Raw genomic sequence first — 23,176 nt, 5'->3', positions numbered from 1 at the left:
GAATTGGATTAGTACAGAATATTAGAACCCAACACCTCTCTTGCGCTTAACTTTCTTCCTTCTGCGAAGTATATCCACCATTTCCTGATTGGCTTCCGCATCAGCAGTGTTATAAGATGAGCCACTGCTTTTTAGCAATCCCCAAGAGCCGTTGAACAACTCGCTTTGTGCCGTGCCGGACGGTGCGCTTGGTGTAGCCGTTTCATATATTCCGGCTGTTATTCCCATACGTTCCCTGCATCTGTTGTGCTGCAAAGCCGCGTCAATCTTGGAATAACTGAAACGCCTGTCCACTTTGGAGCCGTTGAAATGGTAGCCATTCATGGAGAATACAACACCCTGCACCTCGCTGGTCTGCCCCTTATGCTTGAAATGTACTTCCACTCCCTGCCGTTTCAGGTTGGCGATAAGCACGTTCCAGTTGCCGCATCTGCCGACTTCCATTTTGATGATGTCGTAAAGCGCATATTTCGTCCTGTCTGGCTCTTTCAGGCGGTTGCGTTTGACATTGTCCTTTCCGCCAGCCATATGCAAGCCGTATTTCAAGGTCAATTCCTTGCAGATGCGGGTACTGCGCAGACGCTCGTGCCTGTCCGATATGGTATTGCCGTTGTTGTCTATGCGGTTGAAAGCAATATGCACGTGCGGATGCTCCTTGTCGAAATGCTGGGCGATGAAGAACTGCGTATTCTTGATTCCCATCCGTTCCATATATTCAAGCGCGATGCCTGCCATGATACGGTTCGTCAGCCGTAACTCATCCTCTTTGGAAAAACTCAACGCGATATGTCCGACAGGTTTTGTCACCTTATCGTTCATCCGTGACTGGGCATTGAAACTCATGGCGATAGTTTCCAGATTTTCCATAAACAAGCCTTCGCTTGCTACTATCTGCGTATCCTTCTTCTTGTCGATGATGTAATCCACCGCACCCTTGAAGTCGCTTCCTTTTACGATTTTCGCCATCATATCCCTATCTTGGTTATAAGTTCATGAATCCTTGCCACTGCCACCTTGCAGTCCCACCGTTCATCGTGGAAGCCTCCGGCGTTTGCCTTACGCGCAAGCTGGTTGAGATTGTTAGCCATGCCGCAGAGTTGGCGGATGTATCCGGCATGTTCCTCCGACAGCCGTTCTTTCACATGACCGTTACGGAAACATTCCCTCATGTACTCGCTTGGTGATACGCCCGCCTCATGCGATCGTGTCAGCAGGCGGAAGTAGTCGGCTGCCGTCATTTTCACTGCGATACGGTATTTCAGTTTCTCGGTTGCTGTTAATTCTTTGTATTTTCTTACCTGCCTCAAATCCGCAACTAAGCCCTTCAACGTCCTTCTTGCGTGTACACGTCCTCTCATTACTGAATTATCAGATAAATTGAGGCAGAAACACCCACTTCTGCCTACAACATCCCCTTACCCCACAATGCGACTTGAGACAATACGCAGTATCATACCCATAAGTTGTAGGCGTTATCCAAAATCAGTCTGAAAAATATCTGCGTAAGCATTGTTACAGGTATAGATATTCAGCACATACCGCCTTGATGTCCTGATCCACTTGGCTGGTACAGAGATAAACCTGAAGACAAACGCTTTTATGCGACTTGTTGCATTGAGTCCGAACCTCTTTACGTCAAGTCTTTGGATAATGGCCTTGTAGAAGTTACGGATAAGTGCTGTAAGAAGAAGGAACACAGTGTTCTCGGCCATGAAGGATTTGGGCAATCTGTCCCACCCGAAACCATTGTTCATATCATCAAAGATACGTTCCTTTCCTCCACGAAGGTTATAGAACTCGACAATTTCTCTTACGGAAGATTCATAGTCGTTAGTCAGGATACAACGGTATGTGTATTCTCCTTCCCAAAGATCCTGCACACCATCCATCCGTTTCTGTCTTTGAATCACAAGTCGGTATGCTTTACCCTTCCACTTCTCAACAAGGATAGAGTTCAATTCAAACTCAATGCCATTGATTTCCTCAGTCTTCCAGCCTCTGAGAGCAAATATGTCATTGTAGAGCGAACTGCAGCGGTTAGTGCGGATATAGAAGGACTTGCAGTGTTTCTCTATTTCCTCCACGATTTCCTCGGAACATGATCCGCAATCAGCTCTGAAACGATTGATAGTGAGCCTGTTCTGTTCAAATCTCTCAAAGAACCTCTTCAGCGTGTCCTTCTGATGAAAACGAAGGTTTTCGTTAAGCCAGATGAGCAGAGCTAAGTTTACTTAAGCTCTGCCATGGCGAGAAAACGTGCCATGAAATGGAACTTTTGTGTTACCATCGCTATTCTCAATGCCAACAATCAAGTCACCAATAACCGCCACGCCAGGGCGATAACCAGAGAACTTCTTGTATGTAGGCTTTGCATCATACTTCTCACCCTCTTTCAGTTGGTCAGATGCAAACATACAATTGAGCAGTAAAGTATTGAGAGTGTCAGCCGTGTTGAAATCGTAGTTCTTACCCGTATCTGATGTGTATGAGATGTTTTCTTGCGTCAGTTCCTTTATCGCTCTGAGGATAGTATCAGAACTACAAGTATGAAGTGTCGGATGAAGCGAGAGATGGTTCATCAAATGAGTAGTGACATCCTCAATACATGAGCCACCACAGAAGTAGATACTCATGAGAGAACGGATGATTTCGCTGTACTGATAACCTAACGATCTACACCTTAGACCGAGGGTTGAGTCGATTACAGATGACAATGTGGAGTCAAATTGCTCATCAGGTAGGGCGGAAGGATTTCGAGGAATTTGGACGACGCATAGGGTTGGGCAATAAATTGATAAAGCGTGAGCTTGATGAGTTTGTCAAAGAGAAACCATTGGTGCAAGTATTGATAGACCGTTCCTTTTTATCGGAAGAACTGAAAAAGTAATATAGGATGTCTATGGGGTACAGGTGTAAGATGCTTTCTTTCTGATGAAGGGCGGATAAAGCATTCTTCAGGAAAGTACTTCTCCTTTTCCCATACCGGTCATACCGTTAAAACTGATTGATAATTATGACGCGTATGTTGGCCGGTATGCCTATCTTTGTGGCAATGAAAACAGAGAAAGGATTGATTTTGTAAGTATTATCATGGCAAAAGAACTGATTCGTGTCCCTAGGGTGCTTGGGGAAAGCTATAATTCCGTGCTGATTGAACGGTTGTATGAGGCAGGTGGAAATGTCATGCTCGATCTGATCATATACCTGGGCAGCTATCACCTCAAAGACTTGTTCGGGACTTCCTGGTTCTCCGTAGAAGACTTCTGCCGTAAGATGGGGTATGACCGTACCAACTTGCAGCGCAAGCTGGATAGCCGGCAGCTCGCGGCCATGTTCGGAAAGAATATGCAGCCGGAATATGTATGTACCGACACGGCAGGACAGAGAATCAGCCATCCTATCGAGACGGTTTTTGAGGCGGCTCTCTATAAACTGGGATTGGAGAACCTCTGCTATCCGACCATTGGCGAGGATGGCCGTACATCCTATAATTTCGTGCAGATCTTGAAACGTTTCGACATAATGACCGATTTCAAGACGAAGAAGTCAACGAAAAGGCTGTACTCGGCAGTGGTAAGCCCGGAGATAAAGAATTTCATGTTCTCGCTCTATAACCTCTTGGAACTTCAGGATTACCGTAGCCTGCCCAGCCGTTACCGCTATTTCTATCTGGAACTTTCCAAGATGGTTTACCTGATCAAGTATAAGACCACCAAGAATGAGGCTCCTTTTTATGTGCTGACAGTCGATCAGCTGGCTAAAAAGCTCGGCATAGAGATTGCCGAACCCAAAGACCGGAAAAAGAAGGTCGCCTCGATACTGAAAAAGATGAATACTTACCTGAAATATACCAATTTCAATTTCTCTTTTGTGAAAGGCGATCATGAGAGATGGGCATATACCGTGTTGTTCTCGTTTCCTAGGCATACGCTGCACTATTTTGATGAAGGACAATATGCTGTCGTGGTGAAGAAATTCTATAAGAACCTGCTTGGGCTGTATGTCGAGATTGCCTACCCGGACACGGATATGGCTGTCAGGAGGAAGAAGATCAAAGAGGTGGAGGAAGATGCCGGACTGTATAAAGAGTTCCTTTTATGGGCAAACTCCCCGGAAAGCGTAGAAAAGAAGAAACAGATATATATCAGTGATTTCGTGGCTGTATTCGGCAGGTTTCCGGAAGGATGGGCACAGGAAGAGTTGGAGAGTGCCAATGGAACGGAAGTTGCTCCTGCTCCTGAAGAGTTCATATCTCCGGAGACGGACGGGGCGGTGAACATGGACGATCCAGCTGTGTAGAACCGTCCACGTTTCACGGTTTTTTATAGAATTAGTTGTGTAGAAGTGTCCCTATTGGGGTGATTAGATGTGTGGAGTCATCCGCTTTGCCTGTTTTAGTTGTGTAGAAGTGTCCCGTTTGTTGCTTCTAGTTGTGTAGAACCGTCCACTCCTTTTGCTTTAGTTGTGTAAAAGCGTCCGGTTTCACTTGTCAGCTGTGTAAAACCGTCCACCCGTTAATGAAGGGAATAGGTAATCCCTGTTTTTTTTATATGTCGGTATATCAGTGAAATAAAAGAGAGAAATTTTTAAATAAAAGGTATCGGCTGTGTAAAACCATCCACCAAAATACATAATAAAGACCTAAACTCCTAACCCCTTTAAATATCCCCAAAGCGATAACATAGAAATGACTGGGAAAATAAATTTTCCCTTCACATGCCCTATACGTACTTTCGGAAAAAGATTTTTCGGAAGTATGTGTTGATTTTCACGCTTTTTTATATGATTGGAAGGCGGTTCTGTTCATCTTCTGTATCCGAATTAGTTTTTCAGGGCGTTCCCTTCTGACCGGGCTATTCGTTGCAAGTCCTCGTTACCCTCCAGGCTTTTCCCTGCTATCCCTAACGCTCTACGCTCCGGCTATGCCGGAAGAGAGGTATGATGATTTTTTCCTGAACTGATAGGAACATTGCGAAGGTAGGCGTGGCCGGAACGCCCGATATTGAAAAGCCAAATCTCCATCCTCCCATTCCGGGAGGTAGTATTTACCAGTTCAATCCCGTTCTGATCCGTCTTTCCCGCTTTCTCTTCAATGCACTGTTCCCAATCAGTTGAGGAAAAATTTATGGTTGGGGCGACAAGCGATGTTTGCGAGTATTAATCTTTTAATTTTTGGCAGTATGAAAACGAAGAGAACCGTATTTGAAGTGAATGACGTTTATCGGGTGATGGAAAACAGCGAGTTGATTTATACCTTGACGAACAGTGAGAAACTGAAACGTGAAGAATATAAGTATGAACAGATGGAAATAGAAGGATTGTGCTTGTCTGATGTACTGGAAACACTAACACCCAGCCGTAAAAAAGTCGCTTATGCGGCGATTGAGCTATATAAACGGCTGAAAGAAGGGCAAGTTGAAAGTCCTGCGCTTTTATCCAGCAATAATGTTTATAAAATGATGCATCCTGTTTTGTGCGATATAGCTACTGAAGAGATGTGGGTGCTGTTGCTGAACAGTTCGTCCAAACTCATCCGTAAAGTCCGTATCTCATGCGGCGGGATAAATACCGCCCCTGTGGATATACGGGTTATCATGAAGCAGGCATTGTATTATAACGCCGTATCTTTTATCATGGTACATAACCACCCATCAGGAGCACGCAAGCCCAGCAGTGCGGATGACCGCTTGACGGAAGCAGTTAAAAAAGCCGCTGAAACATTAGACATCCGTTTGGTTGACCATGTGATTGTGGCAGGCAATAACTATTATAGCTATGCGGACGAGGGAAGATTGCAAAATAGGTAAGGTGGACGGGAGAAATCCCGTCTGCCCGGGATTTCGGCTTCGGGGTTCTTTTTTGGCAGTCACCCCAAAAAAGAACCAAAAAAATGCTTCCCGGACTATCGGATGCGACATCGTAAAATACGCAAAGACGTGGCTTTTCAGAATAAATACATATCTTCGCGCCAAAGGTGATCGGAATGAATGTATTTTCTACTTTTGATACAGGCGTTATGGTGGCTCTCTTACTGGGCATTGAGTTTCTTAGAAGTGATATCCGAACGATTCTCTATTGTAAAAGGAATGATCCCAGGATTCTTAAGAGTTGCTTATATACGCTGCTTATATTATTGACCAGCCTTTATTCTATTGTGGCCGGAGCCATGCTTCATCCGGAACCCGTACCTGTTTATGAGTTGATACCCGGTTTTCAATATGGGGTTTATGGCTTTTCTTTTTCGTTTATATTGCTCGCTGTTGCATGTCTTTATCGTAAAACATTACCTTTTGTCCTTTTGGGCTACGCTATGATATATGTGATCGGTGTATTGATACCACTACTTAGGTATGTAGTGTCTATGATGGATTATTTCACTCGCACAAGGGTATAGCAGGTTAATTTCTTGATTGTATCGGATTGCCCTTTCTGTGGGCTGCCTCCCCCGGCTTCTTTCCTCCGATCCGAGTCCGGCTTTTTGCTCGGCAAAGGTTTCGGGATTCCGCAAATGGCAAGTTACGGCCATGCGCCTTTACTGTATGGAAAATAACGATGAAGAAGTGTCTTCCCGACATTTTCCATAAGTGAAACTTGGCTTATTGCTTGCAATCCAGACCTTGATATGCCGAAAAAAGGCTCAGAACTCAGATGGGGAATGACATCAAAAAAAAGGTCGGCTGACCAAAGACCTTCCCGATACAAAAAATGAAAAGGTCTTGAATCTAGCTGAAGAATAAATCAGATGTTCAACTTAAATAATGCTAATATGGAAAATTTGATTACACAAATCAACAAAGAGAGATTGGTTAATAGCGACACAGCTCTTATGATGAAGGAATTATACTATTACGTGCCTTGTGAGTATTGGTATGACAAACAGGATAGGCTACGCACCGATATTGAGGGAAGGAATACCCCGATGTATATGTGCGAGTGCCCGACACTGGCAGCATGTATCCAATGGATGATACAGACTCGTGAATATACGTTTCAAACAGAACAAAACGTGGCGGTCTGGCATGTGGTTGTGAGGGCTGGAGATTATGTGTTGTATGACTCCGAAAGTAATGCGGACGCTTTTTGTTGTTTGGAAGAAGCATTGGAAAAAGCGGTACAGGAGTGCATGGAGTTATTGTATTAAAATTAAAAAAAATCAGTCCCCGTGAAGGGGACTTTCCTATAATCTTGCTGAGAGGTGGAATTGCAGACGATCTTTGAGAATCATCTTTGAAGGATGGGCAGAGGTTTATTCGTTATTTGTTATTTTTGTTCTCGGATTTCAGCGCAATTCCATTCCTTCTTAATAGGCGATATACTGTTCCGCTACTGCCTATGTTTAATATTTTCTGTATCTCCCTTACCGGCGTTCCGGATTCATAGAGTTGGATGCAGCTTTTCTGCTTGGCGATGTTGTTTTTGTTGATAAGTGTCTTTCTGCCGAATTTGACACCTTTTTCCTTGGCGATTCTTCTGCCTTCTTGGGTTCTCTCATAGATAAGGTCTCTTTCAAACTGAGCGAAAGCACCGAGAATGTTGTTCATCAGTTGGCCGATTGCGCCTTCCGTACTGATGTTGTCTTGCAGTGAGGTGAATTGGATGCCCCTATTCTTGAAATCTTCCAATAGCGTAAGGATATTCTTCAGCGAACGGCCAAGCCGGTCCAGCTTATATACGACAAGTGTGTCGCCTTCCCGGAGAAAGCTCAGGCAGGCATCCAGTTCCGGGCGGTTTTGTTGACGTCCGGTCATTTTCTCAGAGAAGATTTTCTCGCATCCGGCAGCCTTCAACGCTTCCAGTTGCATATCCAGATGTTGTTCCTTGGTGGAAACACGGGCATATCCTATTTTCATCCTGTTTTCGTATTTAAATGTGTAATGAAGGTTTTAATTCTTCACTTTTTCAAATATGAAGACATTAATTCTTCATATTCCTCACGGCTGTATTGGTTGAACCCCTTTTGCTTCATTGCCAAAAGAAGCCTTTCCAGTTCTCCGATAGTCACTACCTGTTTGCCGATAACGGTAAATTGTTCCCATTCTCCCTTTTCGTTGAGCAGGTATTCCCGGTGTGCAAAACAGTAAAGAGAACCATCGATGTCATTCCGTTTCTGCCATTGACGCAGGTGCTTCAAACTGGTGAAATCACGGGTGACAGTACGTGGAATGGGAACCAATACGTCAATTTCCATCTTGAATTTTATATTCTCTTCCGCTTCTCGCATGGGTGATTAGCTTATTTCATAATACATCAATTATCGTATGGGCAGGAAGTTCCAGTTTGGAGAAAGCAAACATTTTCTTGCCCAAATCCTTTAGCGATGCCCCAATATGATATACTTCCGTATTATCAATGATTAAGAAGCGGTCATGACTACTTTTGTAGGTTCTAGCTTCAATGGGAGGATATTGGTCATTGTGTTTGTTTAAATCAAGTTGGAGCTGTGCGTTTATTTTGTGTATAAATAGTAGCTGATACTCCACTGTTTCGTTTGCTCAACATGAGTAACACGGATTCATCTACATAGTTGTCGATAAGCACAAGTGAGCATTTGGCAGACTTTATTAAATCTGTAGCAAACTTATACGCATCGAATATCTGACCGTCAAAGAATATACCTTCCACCGGAGGCAATGAGGTGCGTACAAAGAAGTCTATCTTTGCATCATGTTCAGCAATGGTTTTCTCTATTTGGAAGAATCTATTGTTCATTCTATATTCCATGTCATTGAGCCGTTGGTTTATAGAATAACCTTTCAATAAATATTCTTTTAAAATTTTATTTGCCCATTGCCTGAATTGCGTACCTCTTACGCTTTTAACTCTGTATCCAACTGAAATTATTACGTCTAGACTAAAGAACTTGACAGGCTTATCGGAATTAGCAATGTGCAAAAAATGCACATTGCTTTTCTCTTCCAATTCCTTTTCCTTAAAAACATTATTTATATGTTTGGTAATAACGGTTCTGTCACGTTGAAAAAGTTCTGCTATCTGCGCTTGTGTGAGCCAAACGGTTTCATCTTCTAAACGTACTTCCAACCTTACAGCTTCATCCGGTTGGTATAGTATGATTTCTCCTTGCTTCTCCATTATATGTTTCGCTTTTATTATATTGTTGCAAATGTACGAAAAAGAAACGTTATAAAGTCTGTTTTTTCCGTAAGTATTACCTTAAAAATTTGTTCCCTTTTTATTTTAATAAAACAGAAACATTCTGCTGTTTTAAAAATCAGTTATCTGTTTGCTATTCATAGTTAGGGTATCAAATAACTAAAATTCAAATGGAAACGCAAATCTATATTTTATGCAGATTTGTTTGTTAGAAGCGGAGAAAAGGACACAAGACATGATAAGAATCATAGGTCGGGGAGCGCCGCACGGCAAGGGGGGCACTAGCCTCCCGACGAGTGCAGCCGTTGGCCGGGTTATCGGTGAAAATGGAAAAAAGTTGGCTTTTCTTTTGGTATTGTTATAACTTTGTCTATATTTGTGTTGTGATAATCAATTTTAAAGTTATAACATTATGGTAACAAACATTATTCAGATTGGAAACAGCAAGGGGATAATACTTCCTTCCGAGATATTGAAACAGTTGCGTTTGTCCTTGAAATCGGCTGTGAGCATTTCTTTGGACGGGAACAATATTGTGATAAAGGCACAACCACGGCAGGGATGGGCGGAAGCTGCCAAACGTGCCCATGAGAATGGGGATGATGAGTTGCTTATCCCTGATGTGTTTGAGGATGAAAAGTTTGAGGATTGGACATGGTAGAACAGTATGGAGTGTATTGGGTAGAGTTAGACCCTACCCGTGGGGGTGAAATGGCAAAGACACGGCCATGTGTTGTTGTAACTCCTTCAGATTTGAATATGTACCTTACAATAGTAGTCATTGCTCCGATAACCTCCACCATAAGGAACTATCCTTACCGGGTTCTGTGTTCTGTAGCCGGGCGTGATGGGGAGATAGCCACGGATCAGATTCGCACGGTGGACAAAAGCCGGCTGAAAAGAAAGATTGGAGATTTGAATTTCAGTGAGATAAAAAGACTGAAGGAAGTGTTTCATCAAATGTTCTGTGAATAATGGAAAGTGTGCAAATAACAGGTTATGTAGCGTATTCAAAAAAGATATTATGAAGCCAACTACTTATATTAATTGGGACGGTCTGAAAGACATTCCATTCTTCTACTGCGATACAAAGGAAGATGAAGAAAACAAGGATTTCGACATCTATTACCAGGGCAAGCTGGTGTTGCATGACTACAACCATTGCGGACACTACCTTTACACTGCTGCGCTGCTGTTCAGTAAAATCAGAAACATTACAGCCGACTGGGTGAACCTGCATAACCTTTGGATTCTGCGTGATTGCGTGCGCGAGAATTACAATCACGGCATAGGAGTGGACGACCTTATTTTCGGAGAGAATTTCGATGGCAAGAACCTCGATACACTCACACCGCTTACCAAGAAACGCTTTGATTATTTGTGTAAGCGGATTAAGGAACTTGACCCATACGCAACAATTTAACACTTCATTGGGCGAAGGCAGGGCTTGCTGCGGATGCCAGACTTTAAATAATCCATTGGATTAATTATCTTTGCACGCTAATTTTCAAATTATAAAGAAATGACTAAATCGGAAATCGTAAAGGAAATATCTGCCAGAACCGGCATCGACGGCAAAGCGGTGCTTGCTGTTTTGGAAGGATTCATGAACGAGGTAAAGACTTCGTTGGGTAAGGAGGAAAATGTCTATCTTCGTGGATTCGGTAGTTTCATAGTGAAGAAGAGAGCGCAAAAGACAGCTCGGAATATCTCTAAGAATACTACTATGATTATTCCGGCTCATAACATACCGGCATTTAAACCGTCTGACGAATTTTTGAAAATGGTAAAACAACAGAACGCATAATAGGTAAACACAATGAAAGATCAGTTACGATTATTGAGAGACTGTATCAATAATGATCGTCCGGCAGTTGTCTTTCAGGGAGACGATTTTTGCGCTCCTGAGATTTTGGAAGCAGCAAAAGAAATTTATCGTAAACATGGTTGTTCCGAAGAATTTCTTTTTGACTGGCAGCTGCTTATCAATGAGGTGAAGGCTTACCAGTTAGAAAGTCCGGCAACTGTCAAATTGCCGAAACTCTCCCCGACAGAAACGGAACTGGTGCGGGAAGAGATGACTAAACGCTAAAAAATATTCTCGTTTAATACGCACCTTTTATTCTTCAGGCAGCGTATTGAACGGGATGGGATTAAAATGTTGGCGAACCTGCTTTTTTCGAAAGTTCCTGCCAATAGTTGAAGTCACTCGGTGAAAGATGCTCTTGCATCCAGTCACGCATACCAATATCGTTTCTTTCGTTCACATATCTCGTAAACGGAATCATTGTCTTACATGCTTCAAATCCAAGCATTCTCATATGGCGTGAAATGTTGGGAGGAAGACCTTCCAACCACTCTTTATAATACATTATCAATCTGTTTTCTTGGATTGGAACCGCTTGTTGGTGGTAAATATAGCTGGCGTTTCCGATTCTAATATCTCTGGCCTTATTTTCCCGTTCTTCTTCAGGTAGCCGACTTAAATATTCAGCTTGTGCTATTCTGCATTTGGAGTTTGGATGTTCCATGGTATTTTATATAATTAAGACTCTTCAATGATACGGTTCATCAAATCACATATTTTTTGGCAGCTATGACGGTCTGCGCAAGCAGGATAGGGGCATTTCTCAAAGGATGCCTGATTATCCGTAACTATGAAACCTCCGGAACGACGTACATAACTTACCGGATGAAAATAAATATCTTCCTTTTTCGGCCTATAAGTACATAGTCTTATAAGGCTGTTCAGCTCTTTGCAAATTTGCTCACATTTTTCTTTGGGATAATGTGGCAAATCACTGAATGCTTCGTAGGGGACAAAGGCAAATGCTTTGTCATCCCACATGACAGGTGTGTAATTCTGTACCATTTGTTATTTGGAATAAGGATGGCTGGCAGATTCCGTATTTCTGTATCAGTTAGGTAATCCGTCACTATTTAAGTGCGCCTGGGCAAACTCCCGGAGGTTCGTTTCGGCAATGCACTTTTCATAAATCTCATCCAATACTTCTTGCATATTTTCTACTTTATTGAATTTTAAGGGGCTGCCGTTTGTTGCGGCTTGCCTTTCCAGTTGTTCGATGATACTGGGAAATATCCCACGCAATAAACCGACGGTAGCTACGGCTGTAGCTGGTTCTACCTCTATTGTAATCTTTTTCTTTTCCATATCGTTGTATTATGTTATCAAAAGTAATAATTATTAGGATATTGGTAAGCATTTCTTCTGAAAAACTTTTTAAAGATATTGTTTTAAGATGACATACTGTGTTTTTGCGTTCACGCAGTATTCTTTCCCACCCTCCCCTTCATCGGAATGACTGTTCTCATTTCCGGTTTACCCGTAGTCATCCGCTATGCGGCTGATTATGGGCAAACCAGAAAAGAGAAGTTCCAAACGTGGGCGGGATTGCAATGGTCATCATCCGGAGCTTCGGCATTGCCGAAACAACCTCCTTCTTCCGTATTGCAGCCCCGTCCTTTTACCGTTTGTCCCGGCAGTCCGTTGCTAACCCGTTCCCCCCTGCCACTTGTGGCAGGGAGATAGGAATACGGTTTTGCAGGCAAAACCGTATGGCTTGTTTTACTTTCCGTACTGCCCTTTTCCTAGTTTTCTGCCTCCCTTAATGTGCGTTTTTCATAGCCCCATCTGAGACCCTTTGTTTTTGAACGGCAAATTTATTTCGGTGGATGGATACGAAAGAGTTCCGGTCTTCGCCCTTTGTCCCGAAAAAAATAACGCCGGACGGCTTCGCTGTCCCCAACATTTTTTGTCGTCCAAAACTTTTCTTAATCCCTCCTTCCTTATTGTTGTGTGCCGTAAAAAAAAGGCTCATAAACTCAGATGGGGCATGAAAGCTCAAAAAAAAAGTCGGCAGAAAGAAAAGGCCATCCCGGAAAGGGGTTTTAAAAAAAGGTCTTTAAATCTAGCTGAAGCATAAAATTAGAAGTTTAACAATCCCAAAAAACAACGAGTTATGTCACGAGTACACTATTTAGAAGGAGATTATGAACAGTTAGTTATTAATGAAACGATAGACGGTCTTTTTTCCAGTTATCGTATAGACCGCAATTCATTGCCAAAAGGATTTTTCCTTTATGAGATTAGATGGGATGACAGCTTATCTTCATTGGCAGAGATTAGCCCCTCTGTGGTGGTGAATCATGCAGGTTCATTCATTACAAAGTCACCCCTTGAATTTGATGCAAACAATAGCATACGGATAACCTATACCAATTTTATCGAGTTCTGCCAGTTTGGTGAGTGGGCTTATGAGAAACTGGCTGTATTGGATTGTAATTCCGGTAATGTTGCGGTGATAAGCCCAGACAGGAGATTGCAGACCACTGAAGAGATTGAGATTTTTTTGAGTGGGCATTGTGGCTATCATCTGAGTGAGATTAATTGGATGGTGATGAAAGGCGATGTGCTGTTTTTGAACGAGAACGATTTTTAATGAGTATAACCGTAACTGCCTCTTGGAATGGGGCAATTACATAAAATATTATAAGTATGAAGTGGATAGATAAGATGGTAGAACGCATTACCCGAAAAGAAACTGCTTTAAATGACCACTTTTGTGTAAATCGGCATACGGTTGTATGTCAGAGTGGTATGACTGATTATGTTTCTGTAACGATTGATAATACCGATGGTTTTGATTTCGATTTTTGGACAAAACAACTTTGTTTTGAGAAGGACTGTAAATATCGCTCGGAGATAAAAGCGGCTTTTGATAAAATCTATGGCACAAGGAATATAGAATGTTGTGAATAATGAAGTCAGAAAAGTATGATACCAAAGGAGATAATGAAACTTTATGAAAAGCTTGCTTTCAGTCGGGGATATGAAGAAGCCTTTCGGGATTTTTTGGATGTTTGTCTTTACTATTTGTCTGTCGGGATGTTGGCGGAGGATTATCGTAGAGTGGAAAAAAGATATAAGCCATATGAAATGGAACTTTTTGTTCAAATGTTTTATAGGGTGTCTGAATATTCGGAAGGATTTTGCGATGTCTTGGGAGATATGTTCATGGAGTGTGTCAGTCATGGGAATAACGGACAGTTCTTTACCCCGATACACGTTGCTGATTTGATGGCATGTATGGGGGGAAATAGGCTGAAACCTAAACAGTCGGTCTGTGATTCGTGCTGTGGTTCCGGCAGGATGCTACTTTCCGCTGTAAAAAAATGTGCGGAAGAGAATGATGGAGGAAGGCTTTTTTGTTATGGCTCGGATATAGATTTGATTTGTGTAAAGATGACCGTTGTCAATCTGATGATGAATAGCGTACCCGGTGAAGTCGCATGGATGAATACATTGACAATGCAGCATTGGAGAAGTTATCATATAGATTTACAGCTGATAGCCGGAGTATGGTTGCCTATTTTAAAGATAACGGAAGCAGGTGACACTTCTTTTATTAGGAAACTTGAAAATGCAATGGAGGATAATTCTGAATTGAAGAGGTCGATTCAGAGCAACGCAAGGGCTACGCAGCTGACTTTTGATTTTTGACAAGATAAATATGTAAAAAGGATTTTGGTATGAAAGCAATAAGAACAAAAGAGGTGAATGAGAACGTCAAAGCGGCGAACAGTTGTTTGCGTAAAGCGAAATGGCAGGCTAAGGAATTGGCTGTTTTTACAGGTGAAGTAGTGCGTCTGATGGATAAGGAAGGGCATTCTCTACAAGGGTTCTTTAATCGGGTGGAGTTTGTTCTGGTGGACGGCACTATTAAATTCCGTGTAGTTATAAATCCTATTCTTGAATGTGAGAACTGTATAATGGCTTCTTGCCATGAAGACTATCTTTATGAGGTGGTCTCGGTGGAAAAGTTTACCTATAAAAATTATAGGTATCATTTGTAATGATATTGTATTTTAATGATTATAAACTGATTTATATTATAACAATGATGGGCAAAATTAATAATATTCCCGTTTTGAATGAAGATGTTATTCGTTTGGTTGTACTCAATGAGGAAATTATTGGGTATATCTATCCACGAAGGACTTCTTATGTGGTGGCATTGGAGATAAAGCCGGGACGTACTACCTCTTTGGCTACATCTGTCAATAAACAATGCATGGTTTTGTTGAGTGATAAGGTTCGTTTGGCCACGGAACAGGATTTCGATGATTTTCATATATGCTTTGATGGTTTCAGAAATAACACTATGTATTGTTATAATCAGGGAACGGAACCTATATACCTTCAATGAAGCACATTCTCCCTTCTTTTGGATTAGGGAAGGGAGGGTATTTTGCTGTCCGCTACTTTTTGGCAAGCACCCCAAAAAAGTAGCAAAAAACGCTTGGAGTTACTGGTAATCCCATTAATTTGCGTTCACGCAGTATTCTTTCCCACCCTCCCCTTCATCGGAATGACTGTTCTCATTCCCGGTTTACCCGTAATCATCCGCTATGCGGCTGATTATGGGTAAACCGGAAAAGAGAAGTTCCAAACGTGGGCGGGATTGCAATGGTCATCATCCGGAGCTTCGGCATTGCCGAAACAACCTCCTTCTTCCGTATTGCAGTCCCTTCCTTTTACCGTTTGTCCCGGCAGTCCGTTGCTAACCCGTTCCCCCCTGTCACTTGTGGCAGGGAGATAGGAGTATGGTTTTGCTTGCAAAACCGTATGGCTTGTTTTACTTTCCGTACTGCCCTTTTCCTTGTTTTCTGCCTCCCCTAATGTGCTTTTTTCATAGCTCCATCTGAGATCCTTTGTTTTTGAACGGCAAATTTATTTCGGTGGATGGATACGAAAGAGTTCCGGTCTTCGCCCTTTGTCCCGAAAAAAATAACGCCGGACGGCTTCGCTGTCCCCAACATTTTTTGTCGTCCAAAACTTTTCTTAATCCCTCCTTCCTTATTGATGCGTGCCGTAAAAAAAAGGCTTATAAACTCAGATGGGGCATGAAAGCTCAAAAAAAAAGTCGGCAGAAAGAAAAGGCCATCCCGGAAAGGGGTTTAAAAAAAGGTCTTTAAATCTAGCTGAAGCATAAGTTTAATTTTAATAGATAAAAGACTATGGCACATCAGAGTAAATATCCTAGTTTAGACAGACAATGGCATAAGATGATGTTTTCTTTCTTTGAGTATCTTCCTATGCAATATCGGCAGGCAACGGAAAGAGAATGGCAAATTCGTAAGATGATATGGAGTTTTAAGGATGGAAAAGCTTATTTGAATATAGCTTGGATGATAGCGAATAAGTTACATCAAGTTTTTGGTGATGATGTTAAGAATATTGTTTTTGCTTGTGTTCCGGCTTCTTCCGCTGATAAGAATGAACTTCGTTATAAGGGGTTTGCTTCGGCTGTGTGTAAGTTTTCAGGTGCTATCAATGCGTATGAACATATACGTGTCAGTGGAGATCGTTTGGCTATTCACGAGAAATTTGACAGCAAGTCGCTTCAAAAAGTACAAGTGATAGAATTTGACAAGGACTTTTTTCGGGGTAAGAAAATCTTGGTATTTGACGATATTTTAACAAAAGGGTTTTCGTATGCTCGTTTCGCATGTCAGTTGGAAAAAATAGGAGGTGAGGTTTTGGGAGGTTTCTTTTTAGGTAAAACAGTTGTCCGTATGTTATAAGATGAAAGAAAAAGAGAGTTATATAGAGAAGCAGAAGGATATCTTTGGAGATACTACTTGGTTCACTTATCGTTATGAGGTGAATGGAATGGTGTATGAAACTTCGGCAGGTTCGTTGGATATATGTAGAAAGGCACGTGATAAATGGATGAAAATGATGTCCGTTGCTTTTACCGGTCATAGAACGATACGAACAAATAAATATGCTTTGTCCGTATCGTTGAATGAAGAGGTACGTTTCTGCTATGAGAATGGAATCCGTTTTTTCTATATTGGTTGTGCGGTTGGATTTGACATGATGGCTGCTCATACCGTACTTGAACAAAGGAAACAATATCCCGATATGGTTTTGGTGGCGGTTGTTCCTTATGTCGGGCAAGATGTGTATTTCAACAAAGAGGACAAACAGAGGTATGCTGATATTTTGCGCCAAGCCGACAAGGTGGTAGTTCTATCCGAATATTATTATGCCCAATGCTATGCCCACCGTAATGATTACATGATTTCACACGCCTGTAGGCTGATTGCCTATTGGGATGGAAAATCTGCCGGAGGAACTTCTTATACGTTTAACAAGGCACAAAAAAAGAAATTGGTGATATACAATCTGTTTTGATTCAGATTGTATATCGTTGTTTTCCAGCGGTATGATCAAACGTGGCGATGTCATACTGTCTGGTTGCTGTAAGTGCTAATACTTCCGATGCAAAAGAGAAAGACACAATAAATATGAAAAGCAATGATAGATGAATTTTACTTAATTGTTTTACCTTTGTAAAACATTAGTGTCCCATTAAAATTGGGACGAATTAAAAATTAAATAAACTTGGCCCATTTGGTCCGAATCGTTCTTTGTCATTTTGAAATTTAGTTTTATCAAAGAGGTCTCTCAGATGAGTCTTATCAGTCAATGAGATGCTCAGTATTTGTAACACTTCATATGTACTTCTGTTCAGTTGCATATCGTGTTGAATGATTGCCACCAAACAGTAAGCGCATATAGCAGCATATATCTGTATTCGAACAGCATTCTCTGTAGTTCCCCAAAATCTTTTGATTTTAAGGTGCTGCTTGAGCCATTTGAAAAACAGCTCTACCTGCCAGCGATTTTTATAAAGTTCAGCAACTTGAAGCGCAGATATATGCATCGCATTGGTTATGAATGTAAATTCTCGTTCTTGTTCTTCATCCCAATATTTAACCAATCTAAGTGGCTCTGGATAATATTGTTTAGGATAGAATCCTGTCAGAAATACACTTGCGTCTGAAAGCACATTCTTAGGCAGCCTACGTTTCCATTGGATGGATTTGTACCCGAGATTCTTTTTTGCTCTGACAACAAAGTAGGCTTCAATTTGATGAATTTTATACAGTATTTTGAAGTTGTTATAACCGCGGTCAAAGATGTAATAAGAGCTTGGTTCATAAGGAATTTCAATCATAACTTTAGAATCGTGTACGGATGCTTCCGTGATATGAAAGAATGCAGGAATCTGTGTTTCCACATCATATAATGTATGCACTTTGATACCACCTTTCTTTTTGCGGAATTTTGCCCACCAAAAGACTGAAAGGCACAGGTCAATAGTAGTCGAATCGAAAGCATAAACGTTACCGCCAAGTTTGAAAATATGATTAGCACACTTTTGTCGTGCTTCGCTAACCAGGTAGTAAGCATATTCTTCAAAGATGTGATAGTCTCTATCTTGATTTGCTCTTGCCAGCGATGACTTTGATACATTTTTACCCATTCCTAAATGATAACATTTGGAATGATGAGCTTCAAGAGCAACTATCAAATCTCGCAGACTTTCACGATTAGAAAGTTGACCAAACATCAAAGCAAGTAGTTGATTCCAGCAGGTGAAGTGCTTCACATATTTATCACCATCATACTTGGTGACTATGCGGTTAAACTTACTTCGATTCAGAAATGAAGCCAATTGAGCGAAAACGTATTTGTCTTGGAACATATGCCATCGGATTAATCTGATGCAAAGCTACAAATTCAAGTCCGTTCGCTCGGAAAATCGCTGTAACTAACTAAATTTCAAATATTTCAAAGAACTCTTTTAGATTTTAATGGGACAACAATGTTTGTAAAAGGTAAAACAATATGCGTTTTTCAGATACAGAGAACAATATGACCTTTTGCATAGGTGTGTGTTGGTTAGGAACTCCAAATATGGAGTCGTTGCAGAAAATAATGATGAACTTGAATATTATTGATAAGGATGGAAACAATGGAAGCTAATGAACTGATGCGATATGCCTATGAATTACTGCAAGGGCATTCGAATGAAGAATGTGCCCGAATATTAAGAGAAGTGGTGGCCGAGTGTCAGGTGTGTATAAAGAACTGTGAAGAAGGTGTTTTCGAAAATATGCTAAAGTAATAACAACAAGAATATGGAAATTACTCATAAAAATCAAGGAGAACTTGACTCAACCATGCTCCCATTCGTGATGAGAGAGCTGGTAGAACTGGTCATGAAGAAAAAGGCATTGCCTTTAGGCGATGCACTGTATTATATATATTCTTCCAAGTTGTATAAATCTTTGCTGGATAAGAGTACCAAGTTATGGTATTCAAGTACATTGTCGCTTTATGAAACATTGGAGAAGGAAAAAACAGAAGAAAAACGACGGTATAACGGTGACACGAAGATCCTGCTTTTCAAGATGTTCTGCATTGAGAATTATAGGGAGGAAAAGAAACAAAGTGCGGAAGAAACCTTGTTGTTGTTTTCGGACTATGGGGTTTTTGATTTTTTGGATGAGACTTTTGAAATGCTTCATACCCAAGACCCCGAATATATATTAGATACTATAACGACTTATATCAATAAAAGAAAATGAGACTATTTCATGGATCTACAGTTACCGTGAAACGCCCTAATATACAGAAAGGACGGAAGGCTACGGACTTTGGGAAGGGATTTTATACGACAACCAACTTTGAACAAGCAAAAAAATGGGCTTTGTTGAAGAAGAACAGGGAACAGAGCGAAAAAGCAATCGTCTCTGTTTATGAAGTTCCCGATGATATTCTTGATAGGGAATATCCGGTTCTTCGGTTTATGGGTGCGACAAAAGAATGGCTGGAGTTTGTTGTCAACAACCGCAGAGGAAGAGAAAACGGTGACTATGACCTAATAATGGGGCCTGTCGCAAATGACCAGTTATATGCGACAATTCGGCTTTATGAACAGAGAGTTGTTACGGCTGAAGCCGCTATTGAGATGCTGAAAGCGCATAAGTTGTTCAATCAGCTTTCATTTCATACGGTAACAGTCGCTTTGTTGTTGAAGTTTGTTGAATCAATTGAAGTGGGGTAAAGAATATGTGAAGTGAAAATAGGGGGAAGTTTATCCCCCAATGGTAAGGTTGTTTTTTGCGTCCACTTAGTTTTTTCCCACCCACCCTTTCAGCGGAGTGACTGCCCGGCAGTCTGTTGCTTACCCATATGTCCTAGCCTTTTAGGGCTGTAGATAGGTAGTTGGATATTTCGCTGCCAAATCGGCAGTCCGCTTCAATCGTTTGCTTGCTTTTCTCCGAGTGGAGCCTTTCTGCTTTTCCGGTGGTGTAATCTTCTTTTATTGGAAACAGGTGTAGTGGCTGTATGCCTGTGTGGTTATGTTCTCCCGCAGAATCCGCAAGTCAGTTCTTCCGTTGCAGCTTTTCATTTTATCGTGCAGTCACTTTTTTCGATACGTGGAATATGATATGCTTCATTCTTCGGCTTCATTTTTTTAAAAGGAATTGCAGATGTTTCTTCCGGTGTGTCGATAGGCGGCTGACCATCTTTTCGGGATGTGCCATGCTTGCTGTCTAACCGGTTGTTTTTTGCATCCTTTCCAAACCTGTTACTGATTTTCAAGTTTTGTCTTTTTCATATCATTTTTTAGGGAAGTCAAATCATTTTCCGTTGCAAATATAGATTGTTGCTAACCCCTTTTACGGGGATAAGGGGACGATTCACAAACACCACGTTGTTATTCGTCTGAAATCTTCCTTTTTTTGCCTTGCACAAAAAGCGTATTTAACCCGAATTATTCGTTGCCATCTTCACCAATAAAAAAGTTACAAATCTTCCTTTTTCCGGCCAGCATAAAAAGAGTATTTATATCTTTTTTCATGGTGTCCCCCAAAGCCAACAATCAGTTATTGCACTGTAAAATTGATTAATTAACTTCTAAAAAATCAGAGATATGAAAAAGATTGAAAATTCATTCGCAGTAACAGGCAGGATTTGTAGGGATGCAGAAATCCATTTATTCGAAATAGTAAAGGTTGCACACTTCTCTATTGTGGTCAGTCGCATAGGCAAGATAAATGAAGAAAAAACATTTGTTTCCTCTGTTATGAAAGTTGAAGCCTAGAGTAAGATGGAAGACCGCTATGCTTTTTGGATACTGCAAAAAGATGTACTGATTACCGTTGAAGGCTACTTTAAGCCGGAAGAATGGACGGATTCTAAAAGTGGGGAGAAACGTAACCGCATTGTGATGGTAGCTACTAAGTTCTACCCGACTCCGGAAAAATAAGAACCCCCGGACTAAAAAGAAAAAGCAATCAAACGATTGAAGCGGCACAAGGTCGCTTCAATCGTTTGCTAATGCAGCAGAAGATTATAAAAAAAGTGTTTCTTAATTTGGTGATTTTCAGATTTATCGGTATTTTTGTATCAAAAATGATACCTAAATATGTTTTTCTATGAAAAGATTATATGATACATATACAATATACGAATTTTCAGATGAATGTATTGTAAAGGAAATCTGCAAGAGAGTTAAGTCTATAAGACTTAGCTGCTGTTTTTCCCAGCAAGAATTTGCGGATAAGGCAGGAGTATCTATCGTTACTATTAAGAGAATAGAATCTTGTAAAGTAAGTGATATTGCCCTAAGTACATTGCTTAAGATTTTGCGTATAAGTGGAACTCTTGAAGGCGTTGTCGGTTTGGTTCCGGAACTTCCAGACTCCCCTTTCCTAATCAATGAAAAAACAGGTAAAAGAATACAAAGAATTAACGGTAAACGTAAGATGGTATGAAGAAAGAGCCGATTATAGTGAATGTATATCTGTGGGGGACTTGCATTGGCAAATTGAATTGGGACTTTGAAAAGCATTGTTCTGTATTCCAATTTACGGATGAATATAGGAAACAAGATTATGATATATGCCCTTCCACACACCCTAAGAGAACCCCTTTGTTTGCGTCTTTCTATGGGAATAAAGATAAATTATATCAAGGGCTTCCGGAATTTCTTGCAGATGCGCTTCCTGACAAATGGGGGGCTTCCCTATTTGACCAATGGCTCACGGATAATAATATAAAGGTTACGGAATCATTGCCTCTATTGAAGCTCTCTTATATTGGCAAGAGGGCTATGGGAGCATTGGAATTTGAACCGGAATTTAATGATGATGCCATCCATGAGTCAGTAAATATGTCATCATTGGCAACTTTGGCTTCTAAAATATATAATGATCGAGATGCTGCTGTCATATCACCGGAGGATAGCCTCACGATGAAAAAGTTGATATATCTTGGAACTTCTGCCGGTGGCATGCGCCCGAAGGCAGTGATTGCCTATAATCTCGAAACGGAAGAGTTTCGTTCCGGCCAGGTGGATTTGCCTGAAAATTTTAAGCAGTATATCATCAAATTTAAAGAAGCAGATGACTCTCCTACCACAGAGATAGAAATGGTATATAGCGAAATGGCAAAGGCGGCGGGAATCAACATGATGCCATGCTTCCTGAAAGAAATTGATGGAAGAAATCATTTCGTAACGGAAAGATTTGATCGTAAGAATGGAGAAAAGCTCTTTAGTCAGACCCTTGCGGCCATTATGCCGGGTGCAGATGATTATATGAAGCTGTGTTGGATAGCAGAGACTCTGAAACTTCCCCAGGAAGACAAAGATCAGATATTTATCAGAATGGTATTTAATTATGTCGCAGGTATATCCGATGATCATAATAAGAACATATCGTTTATCATGGATAAGGCAGGGGTATGGCGTTTATCACCTGCATATGATGTAATGTTCACGGCAAATACATGGGAAAATTCTTCAGCACACATTCATTCGATGGGCGTGATGGGCAAAAGGTCTGCCTTGACTACAAGTGATTTCGTCAACTTTGCCGAGGATTTTGTAGAGGAGCCCGAAAAGAAGATATTACAGGTGTTCGATGCTGTAAGCAAATTTCAATCGTTATGCGCCACGTATGGCATAGATAAGGCTATATTTGATAAAATCCAACATGTATTGGATGGATTGGTCACTGATGATTTGGATTTGCTGCAATTAACTTAAAGAACAGTAGATGGTGATAGTTGCTCCAGTCTTTTCTGGAACGGCTTTCTTTTCTTTTGAGATCTTTATACCCCTATTTGTTATTTTGGAGAAAGTCACATGTTTCCCACCCACCCTTTCAGCGGAGTGAC

The 23,176-nt window shown here is 41.1% G+C and carries 33 protein-coding genes and 3 pseudogenes; 23 read left to right on the top strand and 13 right to left on the bottom strand.

The genetic code is table 11. From position 1 onward, the window contains the following. Positions 1 to 21: 21 nt before the first annotated feature. From K6V26_RS00505 to K6V26_RS00495, 3 genes and pseudogenes are all read right to left on the bottom strand, one after another. Positions 22 to 969: a relaxase/mobilization nuclease domain-containing protein gene (locus tag K6V26_RS00505; RefSeq protein WP_005868790.1), complete on the bottom strand. Its 948-nt coding sequence runs from the start codon at positions 967 to 969 to the stop codon at positions 22 to 24. Further along, entirely contained in the window at positions 966 to 1,328 is a 363-nt protein-coding gene (locus tag K6V26_RS00500) for a MobC family plasmid mobilization relaxosome protein (protein ID WP_008782420.1), read from the bottom strand. The genes K6V26_RS00505 and K6V26_RS00500 overlap by 4 nt, the downstream gene beginning before the upstream one ends. A 144-nt stretch (positions 1,329 to 1,472) precedes the next feature. After that, a pseudogene (locus tag K6V26_RS00495) lies at positions 1,473 to 2,732 on the bottom strand (IS1380 family transposase); the annotation flags it as partial. Here K6V26_RS00495 and K6V26_RS00490 point away from each other — a divergent pair. The 5 genes from K6V26_RS00490 to K6V26_RS00470 all read left to right on the top strand — a co-directional run bounded on the left by K6V26_RS00490 (position 2,714) and on the right by K6V26_RS00470 (position 7,141). Continuing rightward, entirely contained in the window at positions 2,714 to 2,887 is a 174-nt protein-coding gene (locus K6V26_RS00490; RefSeq protein WP_224201638.1) for a hypothetical protein, read from the top strand. The pseudogene K6V26_RS00495 and the gene K6V26_RS00490 sit on opposite strands and share 19 nt — an antisense overlap. Before the next feature lie 203 nt (positions 2,888 to 3,090). Beyond that, positions 3,091 to 4,299: a hypothetical protein gene (locus K6V26_RS00485; protein WP_005868786.1), complete on the top strand. Its 1,209-nt coding sequence runs from the start codon at positions 3,091 to 3,093 to the stop codon at positions 4,297 to 4,299. 881 nt (positions 4,300 to 5,180) lie between these two features. Further along, positions 5,181 to 5,807 carry a JAB domain-containing protein gene (locus K6V26_RS00480; protein WP_005868785.1) on the top strand — a complete coding sequence of 209 codons (627 nt, stop codon included), beginning with the start codon at positions 5,181 to 5,183 and terminating at the stop codon, positions 5,805 to 5,807. A gap of 176 nt (positions 5,808 to 5,983) precedes the next feature. Continuing rightward, a complete protein-coding gene (locus K6V26_RS00475; protein WP_005868783.1) occupies positions 5,984 to 6,394 on the top strand; it encodes a hypothetical protein in 411 nt (136 codons plus the stop codon). Between the two features lie 348 nt (positions 6,395 to 6,742). Further along, complete coding sequence (locus tag K6V26_RS00470; RefSeq protein WP_005868782.1) at positions 6,743 to 7,141, top strand: hypothetical protein; 399 nt, start codon at positions 6,743 to 6,745, stop codon at positions 7,139 to 7,141. Positions 7,142 to 7,253: 112 nt separating this feature from the next. Here K6V26_RS00470 and K6V26_RS00465 read toward each other — a convergent pair whose 3' ends face one another. The 3 genes and pseudogenes from K6V26_RS00465 to K6V26_RS00455 form a co-directional block, all read right to left on the bottom strand. Next, a complete protein-coding gene (locus K6V26_RS00465; protein ID WP_005868781.1) occupies positions 7,254 to 7,850 on the bottom strand; it encodes a recombinase family protein in 597 nt (198 codons plus the stop codon). 41 nt (positions 7,851 to 7,891) lie between these two features. Further along, positions 7,892 to 8,221: a hypothetical protein gene (locus tag K6V26_RS00460; protein ID WP_005868780.1), complete on the bottom strand. Its 330-nt coding sequence runs from the start codon at positions 8,219 to 8,221 to the stop codon at positions 7,892 to 7,894. A gap of 16 nt (positions 8,222 to 8,237) precedes the next feature. After that, positions 8,238 to 9,090 (bottom strand): annotated as a pseudogene (locus tag K6V26_RS00455) (virulence RhuM family protein). 433 nt (positions 9,091 to 9,523) lie between these two features. On the opposite strand from K6V26_RS00455, the gene K6V26_RS00450 reads away from it, so the two are divergent. The 5 genes from K6V26_RS00450 to K6V26_RS00430 all read left to right on the top strand — a co-directional run bounded on the left by K6V26_RS00450 (position 9,524) and on the right by K6V26_RS00430 (position 11,203). After that, a complete protein-coding gene (locus K6V26_RS00450) occupies positions 9,524 to 9,772 on the top strand; it encodes an AbrB/MazE/SpoVT family DNA-binding domain-containing protein (protein ID WP_005868778.1) in 249 nt (82 codons plus the stop codon). Continuing rightward, positions 9,766 to 10,086 (top strand): type II toxin-antitoxin system PemK/MazF family toxin, encoded by a 321-nt coding sequence (locus K6V26_RS00445; protein WP_005868777.1) that lies wholly within the window; start codon positions 9,766 to 9,768, stop codon positions 10,084 to 10,086. The genes K6V26_RS00450 and K6V26_RS00445 overlap by 7 nt, the downstream gene beginning before the upstream one ends. A 49-nt stretch (positions 10,087 to 10,135) precedes the next feature. Beyond that, on the top strand, positions 10,136 to 10,534 hold the full coding sequence (locus K6V26_RS00440) for a hypothetical protein (protein ID WP_005868776.1): 399 nt from the start codon (positions 10,136 to 10,138) through the stop codon (positions 10,532 to 10,534). A 99-nt stretch (positions 10,535 to 10,633) separates the two neighbouring features. Continuing rightward, entirely contained in the window at positions 10,634 to 10,918 is a 285-nt protein-coding gene (locus K6V26_RS00435) for an HU family DNA-binding protein (protein ID WP_005868774.1), read from the top strand. Between the two features lie 12 nt (positions 10,919 to 10,930). Further along, positions 10,931 to 11,203: a hypothetical protein gene (locus K6V26_RS00430; RefSeq protein WP_005868772.1), complete on the top strand. Its 273-nt coding sequence runs from the start codon at positions 10,931 to 10,933 to the stop codon at positions 11,201 to 11,203. Positions 11,204 to 11,264: 61 nt separating this feature from the next. Here K6V26_RS00430 and K6V26_RS00425 read toward each other — a convergent pair whose 3' ends face one another. The 4 genes from K6V26_RS00425 to K6V26_RS00410 all read right to left on the bottom strand — a co-directional run bounded on the left by K6V26_RS00425 (position 11,265) and on the right by K6V26_RS00410 (position 12,681). Next, positions 11,265 to 11,642 (bottom strand): hypothetical protein, encoded by a 378-nt coding sequence (locus tag K6V26_RS00425; RefSeq protein WP_005868770.1) that lies wholly within the window; start codon positions 11,640 to 11,642, stop codon positions 11,265 to 11,267. 14 nt (positions 11,643 to 11,656) lie between these two features. After that, the gene (locus K6V26_RS00420; RefSeq protein ID WP_005868769.1) at positions 11,657 to 11,983 is read right to left on the bottom strand and encodes a hypothetical protein; all 327 of its coding nucleotides are present in this window, start codon (positions 11,981 to 11,983) and stop codon (positions 11,657 to 11,659) included. Positions 11,984 to 12,028: 45 nt separating this feature from the next. After that, positions 12,029 to 12,283 carry a hypothetical protein gene (locus K6V26_RS00415; RefSeq protein WP_005868768.1) on the bottom strand — a complete coding sequence of 85 codons (255 nt, stop codon included), beginning with the start codon at positions 12,281 to 12,283 and terminating at the stop codon, positions 12,029 to 12,031. A gap of 197 nt (positions 12,284 to 12,480) precedes the next feature. Beyond that, positions 12,481 to 12,681 (bottom strand): hypothetical protein, encoded by a 201-nt coding sequence (locus K6V26_RS00410; RefSeq protein ID WP_007564649.1) that lies wholly within the window; start codon positions 12,679 to 12,681, stop codon positions 12,481 to 12,483. Between the two features lie 410 nt (positions 12,682 to 13,091). Between K6V26_RS00410 and K6V26_RS00405 the strand changes: the two genes are divergently transcribed. Genes K6V26_RS00405 through K6V26_RS00385 form a run of 5 tightly spaced genes read left to right on the top strand, consistent with a single transcriptional unit; the run spans position 13,092 to position 15,338 of the window. Beyond that, the gene (locus tag K6V26_RS00405) at positions 13,092 to 13,571 is read left to right on the top strand and encodes an LPD28 domain-containing protein (RefSeq protein WP_005868767.1); all 480 of its coding nucleotides are present in this window, start codon (positions 13,092 to 13,094) and stop codon (positions 13,569 to 13,571) included. Positions 13,572 to 13,627: 56 nt separating this feature from the next. Beyond that, a complete protein-coding gene (locus tag K6V26_RS00400; RefSeq protein ID WP_005868765.1) occupies positions 13,628 to 13,891 on the top strand; it encodes a hypothetical protein in 264 nt (87 codons plus the stop codon). Between the two features lie 33 nt (positions 13,892 to 13,924). Next, positions 13,925 to 14,632 carry an N-6 DNA methylase gene (locus tag K6V26_RS00395; protein ID WP_008782409.1) on the top strand — a complete coding sequence of 236 codons (708 nt, stop codon included), beginning with the start codon at positions 13,925 to 13,927 and terminating at the stop codon, positions 14,630 to 14,632. Between the two features lie 29 nt (positions 14,633 to 14,661). Further along, positions 14,662 to 14,985 (top strand): hypothetical protein, encoded by a 324-nt coding sequence (locus tag K6V26_RS00390; protein ID WP_005868762.1) that lies wholly within the window; start codon positions 14,662 to 14,664, stop codon positions 14,983 to 14,985. A gap of 44 nt (positions 14,986 to 15,029) precedes the next feature. Further along, positions 15,030 to 15,338, top strand: coding sequence for a hypothetical protein (locus tag K6V26_RS00385; RefSeq protein ID WP_224263218.1), 309 nt, complete (start codon positions 15,030 to 15,032; stop codon positions 15,336 to 15,338). A 212-nt stretch (positions 15,339 to 15,550) separates the two neighbouring features. Here the strand turns inward: K6V26_RS00385 and K6V26_RS00380 are convergent, their stop codons facing one another. Further along, on the bottom strand, positions 15,551 to 15,751 hold the full coding sequence (locus K6V26_RS00380) for a hypothetical protein (protein WP_008782408.1): 201 nt from the start codon (positions 15,749 to 15,751) through the stop codon (positions 15,551 to 15,553). Between the two features lie 398 nt (positions 15,752 to 16,149). Between K6V26_RS00380 and K6V26_RS00375 the strand changes: the two genes are divergently transcribed. Next, positions 16,150 to 16,716, top strand: coding sequence for a phosphoribosyltransferase (locus tag K6V26_RS00375; RefSeq protein ID WP_005868760.1), 567 nt, complete (start codon positions 16,150 to 16,152; stop codon positions 16,714 to 16,716). 1 nt (position 16,717) lies between these two features. After that, entirely contained in the window at positions 16,718 to 17,332 is a 615-nt protein-coding gene (locus K6V26_RS00370; protein ID WP_005868759.1) for an SLOG family protein, read from the top strand. Positions 17,333 to 17,525: 193 nt separating this feature from the next. Here K6V26_RS00370 and K6V26_RS00365 read toward each other — a convergent pair whose 3' ends face one another. Further along, positions 17,526 to 18,689, bottom strand: a complete 1,164-nt coding sequence (locus tag K6V26_RS00365; RefSeq protein WP_005868407.1) for an IS4 family transposase — start codon at positions 18,687 to 18,689, stop codon at positions 17,526 to 17,528. A gap of 261 nt (positions 18,690 to 18,950) precedes the next feature. On the opposite strand from K6V26_RS00365, the gene K6V26_RS00360 reads away from it, so the two are divergent. The 3 genes from K6V26_RS00360 to K6V26_RS00350 are packed head-to-tail and all read left to right on the top strand — an operon-like array spanning position 18,951 to position 20,054. Next, a complete protein-coding gene (locus K6V26_RS00360) occupies positions 18,951 to 19,112 on the top strand; it encodes a hypothetical protein (protein ID WP_007564662.1) in 162 nt (53 codons plus the stop codon). Positions 19,113 to 19,125: 13 nt separating this feature from the next. Then, positions 19,126 to 19,575, top strand: a complete 450-nt coding sequence (locus K6V26_RS00355) for a DUF3791 domain-containing protein (protein WP_005868755.1) — start codon at positions 19,126 to 19,128, stop codon at positions 19,573 to 19,575. Then, positions 19,572 to 20,054 (top strand): DUF3990 domain-containing protein, encoded by a 483-nt coding sequence (locus K6V26_RS00350; RefSeq protein ID WP_005868753.1) that lies wholly within the window; start codon positions 19,572 to 19,574, stop codon positions 20,052 to 20,054. The genes K6V26_RS00355 and K6V26_RS00350 overlap by 4 nt, the downstream gene beginning before the upstream one ends. A gap of 344 nt (positions 20,055 to 20,398) precedes the next feature. Here K6V26_RS00350 and K6V26_RS00345 read toward each other — a convergent pair whose 3' ends face one another. Further along, positions 20,399 to 20,596, bottom strand: a complete 198-nt coding sequence (locus K6V26_RS00345; RefSeq protein WP_007564664.1) for a hypothetical protein — start codon at positions 20,594 to 20,596, stop codon at positions 20,399 to 20,401. Between the two features lie 331 nt (positions 20,597 to 20,927). On the opposite strand from K6V26_RS00345, the pseudogene K6V26_RS00340 reads away from it, so the two are divergent. The 3 genes and pseudogenes from K6V26_RS00340 (at position 20,928) to K6V26_RS00330 (ending at position 23,045) form a co-directional block, all read left to right on the top strand. Further along, positions 20,928 to 21,263 (top strand): annotated as a pseudogene (locus tag K6V26_RS00340) (single-stranded DNA-binding protein). Between the two features lie 169 nt (positions 21,264 to 21,432). Then, positions 21,433 to 21,771 carry a helix-turn-helix domain-containing protein gene (locus K6V26_RS00335; RefSeq protein ID WP_005868750.1) on the top strand — a complete coding sequence of 113 codons (339 nt, stop codon included), beginning with the start codon at positions 21,433 to 21,435 and terminating at the stop codon, positions 21,769 to 21,771. After that, positions 21,768 to 23,045, top strand: a complete 1,278-nt coding sequence (locus K6V26_RS00330; RefSeq protein ID WP_005868749.1) for a type II toxin-antitoxin system HipA family toxin — start codon at positions 21,768 to 21,770, stop codon at positions 23,043 to 23,045. The genes K6V26_RS00335 and K6V26_RS00330 overlap by 4 nt, the downstream gene beginning before the upstream one ends. Positions 23,046 to 23,176: the final 131 nt, after the last annotated feature.

The sequence above is a fragment of the Parabacteroides goldsteinii genome (assembly GCF_020091425.1).
GTDB lineage: Bacteria > Bacteroidota > Bacteroidia > Bacteroidales > Tannerellaceae > Parabacteroides > Parabacteroides goldsteinii.
The sequence above is the reverse complement of the archived record's forward strand: the minus strand, read 5'-3'. Positions and strand labels throughout refer to the sequence as shown.